This is a genomic window from Pasteurella oralis (genome assembly GCF_042681465.1).
In the GTDB taxonomy this organism is placed as follows: domain Bacteria; phylum Pseudomonadota; class Gammaproteobacteria; order Enterobacterales; family Pasteurellaceae; genus Pasteurella; species Pasteurella oralis.
Window position 1 is genome coordinate 85,254 of record NZ_JBHUFP010000001.1, and the last position, 12,882, is coordinate 98,135.

Annotated in this window: 17 protein-coding genes; all 17 read right to left on the reverse strand. The window is 36.9% G+C overall.

The features are described 5' to 3' along the window. Positions 1-8: 8 nt before the first annotated feature. The 17 genes from ACFSAV_RS00365 to ACFSAV_RS00445 all read right to left on the reverse strand — a co-directional run bounded on the left by ACFSAV_RS00365 (position 9) and on the right by ACFSAV_RS00445 (position 12,861). Positions 9-2,291 carry an MMPL family transporter gene (locus ACFSAV_RS00365; protein WP_379094901.1) on the reverse strand — a complete coding sequence of 761 codons (2,283 nt, stop codon included), beginning with the start codon at positions 2,289-2,291 and terminating at the stop codon, positions 9-11. A 9-nt stretch (positions 2,292-2,300) separates the two neighbouring features. Continuing rightward, positions 2,301-2,888 carry a LolA family protein gene (locus ACFSAV_RS00370; RefSeq protein WP_379095060.1) on the reverse strand — a complete coding sequence of 196 codons (588 nt, stop codon included), beginning with the start codon at positions 2,886-2,888 and terminating at the stop codon, positions 2,301-2,303. 5 nt (positions 2,889-2,893) lie between these two features. Continuing rightward, a complete protein-coding gene (locus ACFSAV_RS00375) occupies positions 2,894-3,340 on the reverse strand; it encodes an acyl-CoA thioesterase (RefSeq protein WP_379095067.1) in 447 nt (148 codons plus the stop codon). Positions 3,341-3,397: 57 nt separating this feature from the next. Then, the gene (locus tag ACFSAV_RS00380; RefSeq protein WP_101775655.1) at positions 3,398-3,880 is read right to left on the reverse strand and encodes a DUF4410 domain-containing protein; all 483 of its coding nucleotides are present in this window, start codon (positions 3,878-3,880) and stop codon (positions 3,398-3,400) included. 72 nt (positions 3,881-3,952) lie between these two features. Continuing rightward, complete coding sequence (locus tag ACFSAV_RS00385) at positions 3,953-4,378, reverse strand: excinuclease ABC subunit A (protein ID WP_379094905.1); 426 nt, start codon at positions 4,376-4,378, stop codon at positions 3,953-3,955. Positions 4,379-4,400: 22 nt separating this feature from the next. Next, positions 4,401-5,321 carry an LpxL/LpxP family acyltransferase gene (locus ACFSAV_RS00390; RefSeq protein ID WP_379094908.1) on the reverse strand — a complete coding sequence of 307 codons (921 nt, stop codon included), beginning with the start codon at positions 5,319-5,321 and terminating at the stop codon, positions 4,401-4,403. Continuing rightward, positions 5,318-6,049, reverse strand: coding sequence for a glycosyltransferase family 2 protein (locus ACFSAV_RS00395; RefSeq protein WP_379094911.1), 732 nt, complete (start codon positions 6,047-6,049; stop codon positions 5,318-5,320). Before ACFSAV_RS00395 ends, ACFSAV_RS00390 begins: the two co-directional genes overlap by 4 nt. After that, the gene (locus ACFSAV_RS00400) at positions 6,049-7,380 is read right to left on the reverse strand and encodes an AMP-binding enzyme (RefSeq protein WP_245853321.1); all 1,332 of its coding nucleotides are present in this window, start codon (positions 7,378-7,380) and stop codon (positions 6,049-6,051) included. Before ACFSAV_RS00400 ends, ACFSAV_RS00395 begins: the two co-directional genes overlap by 1 nt. Beyond that, a complete protein-coding gene (locus tag ACFSAV_RS00405) occupies positions 7,338-7,901 on the reverse strand; it encodes a COG4648 family protein (protein WP_379094916.1) in 564 nt (187 codons plus the stop codon). Before ACFSAV_RS00405 ends, ACFSAV_RS00400 begins: the two co-directional genes overlap by 43 nt. A 3-nt stretch (positions 7,902-7,904) precedes the next feature. After that, the gene (locus ACFSAV_RS00410; protein WP_379094919.1) at positions 7,905-8,516 is read right to left on the reverse strand and encodes an ApeI family dehydratase; all 612 of its coding nucleotides are present in this window, start codon (positions 8,514-8,516) and stop codon (positions 7,905-7,907) included. Continuing rightward, complete coding sequence (locus tag ACFSAV_RS00415; RefSeq protein ID WP_101775650.1) at positions 8,516-8,773, reverse strand: acyl carrier protein; 258 nt, start codon at positions 8,771-8,773, stop codon at positions 8,516-8,518. Before ACFSAV_RS00415 ends, ACFSAV_RS00410 begins: the two co-directional genes overlap by 1 nt. A 10-nt stretch (positions 8,774-8,783) precedes the next feature. Beyond that, on the reverse strand, positions 8,784-9,041 hold the full coding sequence (locus ACFSAV_RS00420; protein WP_379094922.1) for a phosphopantetheine-binding protein: 258 nt from the start codon (positions 9,039-9,041) through the stop codon (positions 8,784-8,786). Further along, the gene (locus ACFSAV_RS00425) at positions 9,020-9,805 is read right to left on the reverse strand and encodes a lysophospholipid acyltransferase family protein (protein WP_379094925.1); all 786 of its coding nucleotides are present in this window, start codon (positions 9,803-9,805) and stop codon (positions 9,020-9,022) included. Before ACFSAV_RS00425 ends, ACFSAV_RS00420 begins: the two co-directional genes overlap by 22 nt. Then, complete coding sequence (locus ACFSAV_RS00430) at positions 9,790-10,536, reverse strand: beta-ketoacyl synthase chain length factor (RefSeq protein WP_101775647.1); 747 nt, start codon at positions 10,534-10,536, stop codon at positions 9,790-9,792. The genes ACFSAV_RS00425 and ACFSAV_RS00430 overlap by 16 nt, the downstream gene beginning before the upstream one ends. 12 nt (positions 10,537-10,548) lie before the next feature. Continuing rightward, positions 10,549-10,986: a hypothetical protein gene (locus ACFSAV_RS00435; protein WP_101775646.1), complete on the reverse strand. Its 438-nt coding sequence runs from the start codon at positions 10,984-10,986 to the stop codon at positions 10,549-10,551. A gap of 190 nt (positions 10,987-11,176) precedes the next feature. Then, entirely contained in the window at positions 11,177-11,380 is a 204-nt protein-coding gene (locus ACFSAV_RS00440) for a hypothetical protein (protein WP_379094930.1), read from the reverse strand. Between the two features lie 236 nt (positions 11,381-11,616). Beyond that, a complete protein-coding gene (locus tag ACFSAV_RS00445) occupies positions 11,617-12,861 on the reverse strand; it encodes a beta-ketoacyl-ACP synthase (RefSeq protein ID WP_101775644.1) in 1,245 nt (414 codons plus the stop codon). Positions 12,862-12,882 lie beyond the last annotated feature (21 nt).

The window sequence follows — 12,882 nt, forward strand, 5'->3', positions numbered from 1 at the left end:
CTCCAAATTTAACGTAATGTTTTAAAAATAATCAATAAGCTGATAACAACACCAAGGCTGACGCTCCAACCAAAACTTGCCACTGCTGGAGTACTACTCAATCCAAGCAAGGTAAACGAAATCAACGTTGTCATTGCAGCTAATGAAATGGTGATTTGCTTTGCAAGTAATCGTTCGGAGACAGTATATATATAAGCAATATAATCAATACTAATCGCGGAAACGAGTAATAAACCAAACATCGCAAATAAACTTATTGGTAAGCCAAGCCAGCCGAAAATAGCAACTGTCGAAGCGATGGCTAATAAAGGAATGAGTAACATTTGTACACTTCTTTTTAGTCCAAACAAGCGCCACAACAATAAACCTGCCAACAAAAAAGAGAAGAGTTTCAGCCAAGCTGCCTGATCACGAGTATCCTGAAATGCTTGGTTGAGATGTTCTGGTTTATCTTGCCAGTAAATATCTTGTTGATTGGCTAATGCTATCAGCGCAGATTTATCTTTTACCCCCGCCACTTTCACTATGCCCACCACTTTTCCTGTTTGCAACTCGCCTAGATACAACGTTCGCCAACCTTGAGCTAATTCATAGTTTAATGCCTGTGAAAGGGATAAGTGCGGTTGATTTTTTAGCTGTTTTAATGCTTCATTCACTTGCGCCATTGGCACACCAATTTGTTGCAAAATCGCATAGTCTGTAGGTTGAATCTGTTGGTTCAATTTTTCAACAAATACCATTTGTTCCTGCTCTGACATTAACCACTGACTCAAAGATTGAATAGCCACTAATTTGCCTTGCTGCTGTAAATCAACTAATTTTTCAGTTAATTGCTTACTCTTGTTTAACAATTGATCATCGTTCTCTGCAGTAAGCATGAAATATTGATTACTTAAATCAATGCCAGTAATGAGGCTAATTTGTTGAGCTTGCCGCAATAATTCTGGCGGCATAGCTACCCATTGGCGAATATCATCTTGCCATTGGCTTTTATATAAGCCCGAGATTAACCCAACAGTACCGAATAACAGGCATAGCCATTTTATTGGCTTTGGTAAATGAACAGAAAAACGTTTATCTGTTATTGTCCATTGACGTGGCTGATAATGTTGGAAAAAAAGGGGTAAATAAAGCAAAGTAGCGATAATCGCACACACTAAAGCAAACGCAGAAAAAAGCGCAGTTTGTTGTAATACTGGCAGAGCAGTAAAACCGAGTAGACCATAACCTAATAAAGTCACAAATAGGCTAATTAAGAAGGTGAAACGCAACGACAACATTTCGCGTTCAGCTTGCCACTGTTGTTTAAATAACGAAGAAGCTAGCCAATGTAGTGGAAAATCGATTAATACACCAATTAAGCTCGTACCTACCACTAAAGTTAAAATATGAACTTGCCCAAAAAAGCAAACCGTTGCGACCACACCGCACAACATACCAACACCAATTGGCAATAATAACCATAATACACGTAGCGTTCTAAATACTATCAGTAACAATAAAAGTGTAAAACTGATTCCGATTGCCCCCATTAGGGTACTTTCTTTCTCGGCTTGCTGTTTCGTGGCAGTAGCGAATAAGGCAGCACCAGTAGCTAGCCATTCGGCTTGATGTTGTGCAATCCATTGCGCGTTGTCTGCTAAAAGTGCGGTCAGATTTTGCTGAGGATTAATCAGATCGCCTTGTGCCAATTCCGCACGCAATAATACCCAAGTTTTTCCTTCATGCTGAACAAACAGCATCCCATTGTCACTGTGCCATTGAATTTGACTTTGCTGTTGTGCCTGCGCTAAGACAAAGCGTCCAAAGCCAAGCCAATCTTGTGTTAAAGGTAACAAATTAGCCTGAAATGGATTGACAATTTGTTCTGCGTATTGTTGAAAATAATGCTGCGGTTGTTCAAGTAATTGCTTTTGAATACTAACAGGTAGAGTCGCAAGTTTTAATTGGTTAATTTGCTGTTGAAGTGCGGTCAAATTTGGCTGAGTTTTTGCATAAACTTGCTGAAATAAACCACTTTGCTGCCATTGTTCACTAATATGTTCTGCCAGCATAAAGGCAGTTTGTGGATCAATGCTGCCAACTAAAGCCAAAATTTGCTGATTAAACAGTTGTTCTTGTTGCTGATCTGCTTTTAACTGGATATCAGACCAATGCTGTTCTTGTGGTAATAATGCGCGCAAGTCGGTCTGTAACCAATGACCTGAATATATCTGGAAACCAAACAATATCGTTACACCAAGTAAACACATCGTATATAACCGGCGATAAACAACTAATGTCAGTTTCATGGGGCAATCCTATTGCAATGCAGTTTGAGCAAATGAAGAAATCGGCTGATTAACACGTTGATTTTCAAATGAAATTAAAGTGCGATCCCCCTGTTTTTCTTGTAACTCAATACGTTTAACGTTGTTTTCACCATCAATAATAATTTGTGTGAAAATCTGTTTCATTAACAAACTACTTGGCGTCAATGTTAGTTGCCATTTTTTTTCTGAACCTTGCAAAGTCAAATCAAATTGCTTAGCCAGTGCTTGGGTATCTCCTGATAATAAACCTAAAAAAAGTTGAATTTGTTCAGATTGTCCTAACTTCTGACTTACCACCCAGCGATGCCCATCCCATTGGCTAATCCCTGTGGATGTAACACGTAACTGATTACTAAAAGGTTTTTCAGTTTGCCACAATAATCCTCGATTTTTGACTAACACAAACTGCCCAGAACTAGTAATAGGTTTAATCAACCCTTGTAAATAGCGTTGCTGTGTAAATTCACCTTGTGTGTTATTAGGTCGTTGTAATAATGTCACCAGCGCTTGTTGCGAAAAAGCAAATAGAAAAGCCGAGTGGCAAAACATAAAGAGAGTAATCAAGTATTTTTTCATCATATTCAACAGTTCGGTTCAGGAATAAATCCGTGATAAGCTTGTAAAGCATCACGCCAAGATTGCGGTGTTTGAAATTGCATTTCGCCAGAATTAATCGCTACAGCAACCTGTGTTGTGCTGCCAGTTGTTAATTTTTTGCCAGATGCAAGATCAACAATCACATAGTCAATCCGCAAACAACTTTCATATTCCACTACCGCAAGATCAACTCGGATTTTTTGACGAAAACGTGCAGGCTTCACATATTTCAAATTTAATTGCACAATTGGCCAACCATAACCCATTTCTCTCATCACATCATAGGTATAATTCATATCCTCTAAAAAAGCACAACGTGCCATTTCTAAATATTTGACGTAATGACCATGCCACATAATATTCATCGAATCCACATCAAAAAATGGAATTTCATATTCAGAAGAATACTGTGCATAAATATGTTTTTTAATTTTCATCTGATTAACCATATAAAATTAAGAGCGTATAAAAAATACGCTCTTTTAAAGTTACTTAGTGAGAATTCTGGATTTATAAATTCGTTTGGCAGTATCAATTGCTGCACGGCGAATGACTTTTGTTAGACTTCCACCAAACCATCCCATTTTTAACGCAATTTCATTATTAATCGATCCTAAATTGTTTTTATGTTTATCAATTAATGTTGTTTCGACCTCTAACGTCCCCTTACCTGCGCCAAAACCAATAAACATTCTCAGTGCTCTATTACCAGGATCGTAGGCTTTAATATCATAATGAATAGTAATATCATCGCCAAGTTTATATCCATAATTAGCTAACTGCTTATTTAACTCTGTTTCAAAAATTGCTGCAATTTCAGGATCAAGTGCTTCATTAGATGAATTATTCTTTAATTGATAACTATGATAAGTTTTATCAATATTTCTTGATAAATTATTTTGACTATTTAATGAAGTACAACCAGAAAGCAAACCAATAGAAAATGCTGCAAGCAGTAATAGTTTTTTCACAACAGTATTATCCTTAAGATGAGTTTTATTATAAAAGCAACATCAATAATATGTTGCTTTTCAGCACAATTTTTATTTAACAATATCGCCTTTTAAAGCAACACCGCCAATTAAATGTCCAGCATGACATTCAAATTGTGTTGTGCTTTTATATGGATTCTTTTTATAGTAACTAATTAAGTTACCTACTTTAGTCGCTCCCATTGACTGAGCTCGATCTTGGAAAGAGCGCACTGCCGATAAAAACGCCCATTCACAAGCTTCTTTATCATCTTTATTCGCTGCATTAGTTTTTCTATTTGATACTAAATCCGATTTTAATACTTTACCTGGTGCTTGCTTACCGAAATAAAGCTTAACATTAGGGTTTAATACATTTGCTGCCGCGGGAGACTGTAACGCTTCATCAATTGAAAAATAATGTGTTGTATTTCTTGGTGCGCAAGCTGAAAGTATGATAGCACTAAGTGCAAAAATAAAAGTTTTAGAAAATGTCATAGAAAAGTCCTTATAAAGTTAATTAATTTTGATACCAAAAATCGTAAAAATTAAACCATAAAAGTGGTGATTTTGCACATTCTTTAGCGAGTAGGTCAGCATATTGTTGTACCGCCTTCTGAATATTCTGCTCACGAGCTTTACCTCGACCACTAATTACGCCAGAAAAACGACGTAGTTTTAAGTGGTAAACACTATGCTGTTTTGTGCAAAACACACTATTGATTGGTGCTTTAAGTAATGCTGCTAACAACCATGCACCTTGTGGAAAATCAGCAGGCATTCCCAGAAAATCTGCTTGTACTGTTTTATCTCCTCTCACAGGGATACGATCTGCTGCAATAGCAATCCATTCTCCGCGCTCAACTCGCTCTGCAAGCTCTAACATTTTTTGTGCATTTAAATCTTCTACTTGGATTAAAGGTAGCTCATCTGCACCAGCTTCAACTAAAGCTTTATTGAAAGCCTCTGCATGCCGACTATGAACCAGCACATTCAAGCGAAAATTTGCATGATGCCCACTTCCTACTAAAGCACGGCAAATTTCAATATTACCAAAATGAGAACACAATAGAATCTGTCCGCGCCCATTACTATTCATATCTGCATAAAGATTATCAGCATCATCAATAATGAGATCGTTATAACAAATCTGTTTTTGCCATACCGCAAAACGATCCGTAATAGCTTCGCCAAAAGCAAGAAATTGGCGAAAAACAGCCCATTTAGGTAAACGAATATCAGGGAAAAATGCCTGTAATTTTTGCTGGTATTGTGCAATATGCAATCGATTACGGCGTGAAGTAAGAAAGAAATATAAAACCACCCAGAAAGTGGTAAAACGGATTAAAGGTAAAGGTAAATATTTTACGATCCAACGAGTGAGCATAAGGAAAAATGCTGTACCACGTTCTTGTTGTTTCGCCCAATGTGCACTATTCACTTCATTTTCCCCATCAAAAACCGTTTTAACATAGCAAAAAACAAGCGTGCATGCATTTTGCTTATTAACCAATTATCTTTCCAAGCACGGAAATGTGAAGTGCCATTAAGTTCATATTTGACCGATGTATCAATCCAAACTATTGGTATTTTTCGCCAATGCAAGCGCACTAAAATATCAATATCAAAGTCCATATAATCGCCAATTGATTCTTGCTCTAATAAAGTGATGGTTGTTGCTAATGGATAAATACGAAAACCACACATGCCATCATGAATATCGGTGGATAAAGTATTTACCATAATCCAAAAATTGGTAATTTTACGACCATACAAACGTGCTTTGGGCGCATCCTCACCATAAATAGGGCGACCACAAACTAACGCTTGAGGTTGTAATTTACTTTGAGTTAGCATTTTTTCAACATCAGACAAGTTATGTTGACCATCTGCATCTACCTGCAATGCATGAGAAAAACCTTGTTTAAATGCTTCAAGTAAGCCTGTTTTTACTGCCGCACCTTTACCGCCATTCTCTGCACGATAAATAACAAAAATTCCATCTTGTTTTTCCAGTGAAGACAAAAGAGATCGATGCATTTTGCTGGAACCATCATCTACAATCAAAATAGGAAGCTGAAACTGACGTACTCTTTCAACCACATGAACTAATGTTTGAGAATGATTATAGTGGGGAATAAGTACAATGGGATTAAATACGGAATTCATTAAGTTATCTCATCTTGCTGGCTTAAGCAGACTCTTTCAAAATCTGCTCGGCTAATTTTCGATTGGCTATTACGAGGTAATTGTGTACAAAAACGCCAAAAACGCGGCAATGCTAGTTTCTCTTGATACTGTCCTACAAATTGCTTCAATTCATCAATAAGCGTTTTACGTTGATTTTGTTGCAATAGCTCAATCCCTGTTGTATTCAATGCAATCCAAGCAACTGGACGTTGTTGAGTAGGATGCAAGGCTATATAACAATCCCTTACCCATGGATGCTTGAGCAAATCTTGTTCAATAGCCACTAAAGAAATGCGCTTATCCCCTAGCTTTACAATACGATCAATACGTCCTAACAGTTGAAACCCATTGCTATAAATCTCAACTGCATCAGCGGTTTGCTCTTTTTGGTTAATCCAAGCTGACTTCACCCACAATGCACCCTGTGCATCAAGACCAATTTGGCTATGAGGTAAACTTTGCCATAAACCATTATCTTGACGAGCAGCTATCGCTCCTGTTTCTGTACTACCATAAATTTCAACAACAGGAATAGTCAATTGAGTTCGAATTAAATTGCCTACATTTTCAGGTAATACACCACCTGAAGAAACTATACCGATAAGATTGCACTGACGTAAAGCAGCATTTTCTAAATTTAAGCGACTTAACAAAGCAGGGCTACTAATCCAAATGGCTTGCTGGGATTGATAACTTTGCTCAATTAAATATTCTGGGTAGTGTAATTGCTCACCCCCTAATGACCAGCCCATTTCTAACGCTAAAAAAACACGAAAAGTTAAGCCATAAAGGTGCTGAACACTCACACTACCTAATACCGTAATATTTATACCACGTTCAAAAGGCAAAACTTGCGCTAAAGTTTCAGCCTCTTTCCACATTTGCTGTGCAGTTTTTTTAATAATTTTTGCTTGCCCGCTGCTACCTGAAGTCTTTAAGCAAATTTCTGTTGAGTTAGTTTTATCAATATCAGAAGTAATATGCTCAACATGCTGTGAAGTTGCGTAACAAGAAAGGTATTCTTGAGTAAAAAGAAGATCAGCATTTTCTATGACCCAACGCTGATTTTCAGGAAGTAAATTGGGTGGAAGTAAAACTTTTACTTTGGCATCTAAACAAGCTAATAAAGTGCAAGTGAATAATTGTGCATTTTCAATCCATAATCCAACAATCTGTATATTATCTTGTATTAACTGCTGGTAAATTTGCTGACGACGATAATCAAAATCAGTACTCGTAAGTTGAGCATTTCTTAACGATGATGCCATCATTGCTCCTGCTTCTTCATTACAATTTGTCTGATACACCATTCGCCTACCATCAATATTGCCATCAAAATATAAGCAATAACCCCTGTATACAGTGCCCAATAATGATATTGTTCAGACAAAATAAATCCCGTAGTCATCAAAATATTTAATAAAAAAAATACACACCATGATTTTGTGACAACACGTGTGTACCAAATCGCTTTTTCAGGTAAATTTGGGGTTTGTAAACGAGCAAAACGCTCAATAATAGATTGTTTACTAAATAAACTTCCAGCAAAAAGCGTTAACATCATGACATTAATAGCTACAGGATACCAATACATTGTGTCAATTGTACGAGTAAGCCCGACTAACAACAAAATGAATGCCATCATTAATGCAAGATAACGTTGCCAATTTGCTGGCTGTAAATACCCTTTCATCCCCCATAATCCTGCCATAATATAAGGCAAGCAATACAATATAGATTGATATTCTTGCCCTAAAAACAACCAAATAATAGGATATGCGATAGTGACCAACGTCAATAATAAATTTACCGCAAATTGCAATCTACTCATGCATTACTCGTCAGCAAATACAATCAAACCACTGGCACACATTTCACCCTCTGTTTTAAGTTGGAAGGCTATTCGATTCTTTGTTGCCTCCCATTTTAAAGTTAACAACATTTCGTCATTTGGACGCAAAAATTTCTGAAACTTTAAATTATCAATTCGTAATATGTTGCACTTAAAATCAAAAAGGCGTGTGATTTGCTCATTGACCCATTGCAATTCAATCACACCTGGGACTAATGGAAAATGAGCAAAATGCCCTTCAAAATAATGCAAATCAAGAGGTACTTTTCCACTTAAAAGATATACATTGTCTTGTGAAGTATAATTCGTCCAAGAAGGCGTTAATATAGGGGAAAAACTGTCTATAAATACATCAGAATCTTGCTGTTGAGGCAGTTTTTCAACAAAGCGCCATACCCATGGTATGGCGACAGATTCAAAATCAGAACAAAGCTGATTTACCACACTTTTTCTACCTTGTTCTCTAAATACAGAGATACCTGATGTGGATAATTCAACTAACGCCCATAATTGATCCTGTTGAATACGGATAATACAATCATTCACCCAGCTATGCTGTTGCAATAATTGTTTAATTTGTTGGATACTGTTCATTACACAGAATGATCATTAACACTGATTTTCTTTACCGCCTCTATGACATCTTTAACTGTACGCACATTACGAAAATCTTCAGCCTGTAACTTATAACCTGTCTGGCGTTTGATATAATCGATCAAATCAATTGCATCAATACTATCGATTTCTAAATCTTGATAAAGGTGTGTTTCAGGCGTAATTTTAGCTGCGTCAATTTCAAATAAAGATACAAGAGCGTCAGTCAATACTTTTTGAATTTCTTGTTCAGTCATAACTTAATCCTTAACTTTGTTGTGAACGGATGAATGCCGCTAACGTAGCTACACTTTCAAAATGCTCACGTAAATTTTGCTGCTCACTATTTAACTGTAAACCAAAGTTTTTTTGTACTGCTAAACCTAACTCTAAAGCATCTACGGAATCTAAACCTAAACCATCATCACCAAATAAAGGTGCGTTTGTATCAATATCCTCTGCACTCATTTCTTCAAGTGCAAGACTATCAATAATTAATTGTTTTAATTGTAATTCGAGCTCCATTTTTGATCCTTTGTCTTTGAATTGAAATAATCTTCTAAATATTGATTTAAATGACGAGAAGCGATAGGTAATGGCTTCTCTGCTAACCACTGCTGTGGATTAATATCCTCACCCACAATTAATTCGTAGCAAATTTTGTGCTTTGGAATTTTATACCAAGGCTGTCCTTTTTTTAAATTAGGTGGGTTCATTTTAATTACAAGGGGAGTAATCACTTTTGCACTTCGTAAGCCTATAGAAACCGCACCACGATGTAATTTTACTACGCCATCCCAGCCTGTACGGGTTCCTTCGGGAAAGAGCAGCAGCGCTTCATTTTTTAGAACTTCGTGACTTTGTTCTAAAAGTGCTTCCGATTCTGTATTAGGTAGAAAACCACAAGCCTTAATTGGACTGGTCATCGCAGGATTATTCAACAACTCTTTTTTAACAATACAATTAAAACGCGGTTCTTGACTAAAAATTAAAACTACATCTAATAATGAAGGATGATTCGCTAACACTAACTGCCCCGTGCGCCCAAGCCGCTCAAAACCTTGGTATTTTATCTCTAAAATGCCAGCCCAAGAGAGATAACGGATAAAAAAACGCCAACTGCTACTCACAATTTGACGCCCTTTTAGCTGGGTTGTAAGATCATTATACGGATAGTTTTTCGTATAAGGATACAATATAACTTTGAATAAGACTCCAACAATACCAAACAAAATAAAGCCAAATAAAGTACCTAGCAAGCGCTTTATCCAATCTATTTTTTCTGCCATTGCCATGCTCCCCCACAACTACTTGGTGTTTGCCATTGCGTCTGGGTAAGATGATAATTTTTAACCCAAGTAAGAGCGTTATCCACTAATCCACTAGCTGTAACAACTTGTCTGTCTAAACTTAAGCAATAATCCTGCCCTTTTTCCACCACCATTGCTAATGCATAGGAAAATGGTGGACGAACAAAAGGCTGAACATTATACATTTTATCTGGCGGACATTCAGCAACCACCACAAGGACTTTTTCTTGCCCATCATTAAGTAACAAAAAAGCTTCCAGTAACGCAATTTCAAGATTATCTTTTTGTGCACTTATTGCTGTAGTTTCATTTTTTATCTGCCGCATTTCAGACCACTGTCCAACTAAAGCATTGTGCACAGATAAACTAAATGACGTTGGTGAAACATCACCTTCTTGCAATAGGCTTTGCCATAACGCAAAACTACGATTAAGCTCGCTATTAAGCGAAGCATAGACAACAGGTAAATTATTGTCCTGCTCAGTTAATTGCCACGCAGCTTCAAAAAATAGCCGCGCAGCATCACTTAACCGACGACGCTTTAAAGGCGGTAAAAAAGCTAATTTAGGATTAAAATTTTCCCATTGTTCTGCATTTCTCAACCAATGTGTTTCACCTTGTCGCCAATCTTCAACAGACAATGTTTTATTACATACAATATTCCAATGAGAAATATTGAACGAAAACTTACAAATTGATGTACCACCCATAATCAGTAAAAATTAATAATATTTAAATAATTCATTCACAATGTTATCTACTTGACCTTTTAGTCCAGTTTGAGCGACATTTGCTTTTTCCTCTTCCCCAATCAACCAATAAGATACTTCACCTAAATTCGTACGTTCATCATAGTTCATTTCACTTACTCGTAATTTGGCAGAATGAATTAAACCATCTTTCTGATTAAGAGAATATGCAAGTGCATAACGACAGCGAGGAGGAAGTTCAGTTCTAATTTCTGAGGTAATCCCTTTGACTTTTAAATTTTGTGCAATTAATTGTGTAAACTCAGGCAACTTAGGATTCTCAGCATCTTTGATACAAATATGTTTCAAGTCATTTATTTTACTAAGAGGAGTGCTTTTGAAAGTTGTTGTTGAGCAGGCTGTTGATAACATAGTTAAAAGCAATAAACTAGGTAAAAAGTAATTCTTCATATTTTTCTTTCCCTAAAGTAGCATAAAATTCTGGATATTTTACCTGATTTTGACCAGATTATGTAGCGATTGTCATATTTGTGACAGCTCATAATGTAAGCTGTACAGTTTTACTATATCAATTGCTTGTTTTGGTTCTAAATTGAGTAATAATCAACAACTGTCTTCTAACTGATTTACTTGATAATGTTCAATCAATTAATGCTATTTTATGTGTAGCTAAGCGAAAATCTAACTTAGCCAACCCCAACGGCTGAAACATTTTGTTGAATTTACTTAGTGAACTAAAATTGGACGCTAAAGAAAGGGGAGTATCAGATTGTACTTTTGTTTTGAGCGGTAATGCACCTTGAATAATAGGTAAGTGCGGTATGTTTTTACAAAATTTTGGCATGTCACTTTTATAGCAAGTAATTAATTAAAAACGCGGTTTCTATGGCACCACTTACGCCCAATATATGATCTATATCTTTGCTAAAATCCATTGGCTATGCAGTAAGCTGTCCTGTTTGTGAATAAGATACAATTAAAATACTTTTCATAAATAGGTATGTACACAGACAAATCTTATGCTTGCCTATTATCTATATCAACTCAGGAGTGGAGCGAGTATCAAACCCGCTTTTACATTTATTCCACCCAGCGTTTAAAAATTAACGAAGTATTGACACCACCGAAGGCAAAATTATTATTCATGACATAATTTGTATGAATTTCACGTCCATCACCTTGGATGTAATCAAGTTGACCGCAACGTTCATCAACATGATTCAAATTAATCGTTGGCGCAAACCAATTATCTTTCATCATCTCAATAGAAAACCACGATTCTAATGCACCACAAGCGCCCAGTGTATGTCCAAGATAGCTTTTTTGTGAGCTTAACGGCACTTTGCCAAACACAGCTTCTGTCGCTAGTGTTTCTGCGATATCACCTTGTTCCGTCGCTGTACCATGCCCATTCACATAGCCAATTTGGCTTGGCGTAATGGCGGCATCTTTAATCGCTAATTCCATACAGCGCTGCATGGTTTCTTTTTGTGGACGTGTCACATGGCTACCATCACTATTTGCGCCATAACCTACTACTTCAGCAATGATATTGGCACCACGTGCAAGCGCATGTTCTAATTCTTCTAATACAAACATTCCTGCTCCTTCGCCAATAACTAAACCATCGCGTTGTTGATCATAAGGACGCGGTGTTTGTTTAGGGGTATCATTTTTACGACTAGCGGCATAGAGTGAATCAAATACATAAACTTCTGACGGGCAAAATTCTTCACCACCACCTGCTAACATCATCGGGATAAGCCCATATTTAATTGATTCATAAGCATAACCTATGGCTTGGCTGCCTGACGAGCAAGCACTTGATGTTGGGATAATGCGTCCTGTTAAACCGAAAAAAATACCAATATTTGCGGCAGTGGTATGCGGCATCATGCGCACATAAGTATTCGCATTGAATCCTTCTGATTTACCTGTCATTAATAGCTCTGCTGCATCTTTAATATCATTAGTTGAGCCAGTTGAAGAACCACAAGCTACTCCCATTCTGCCATCTTTGAGATAATCCAAGATAACGCCATTTTCATCAAGTAAGTTTGCATTAGCAAGTGCTTGCTCACTGGCATCAACGACAAGCTGTGAAACACGTCCAAGGCTACGAAGTTGTTTACGATTCCAATGTTTTGGTGGACGATAATCAGCAATAATTGCCCCTAAACGAGCTTCTAATTCAGGATAACGATCAGCCCAACTGTCCATCGTTTGCACTGCATTTTGTTTACGTTGAAAAGCCATTTTAATTTCTGACCAATGGCGACCAAATGCAGTAATACCGCCAATCCCTGTTACTACAACTCGTTTCATTCTATCTCTCTTTATACTGAG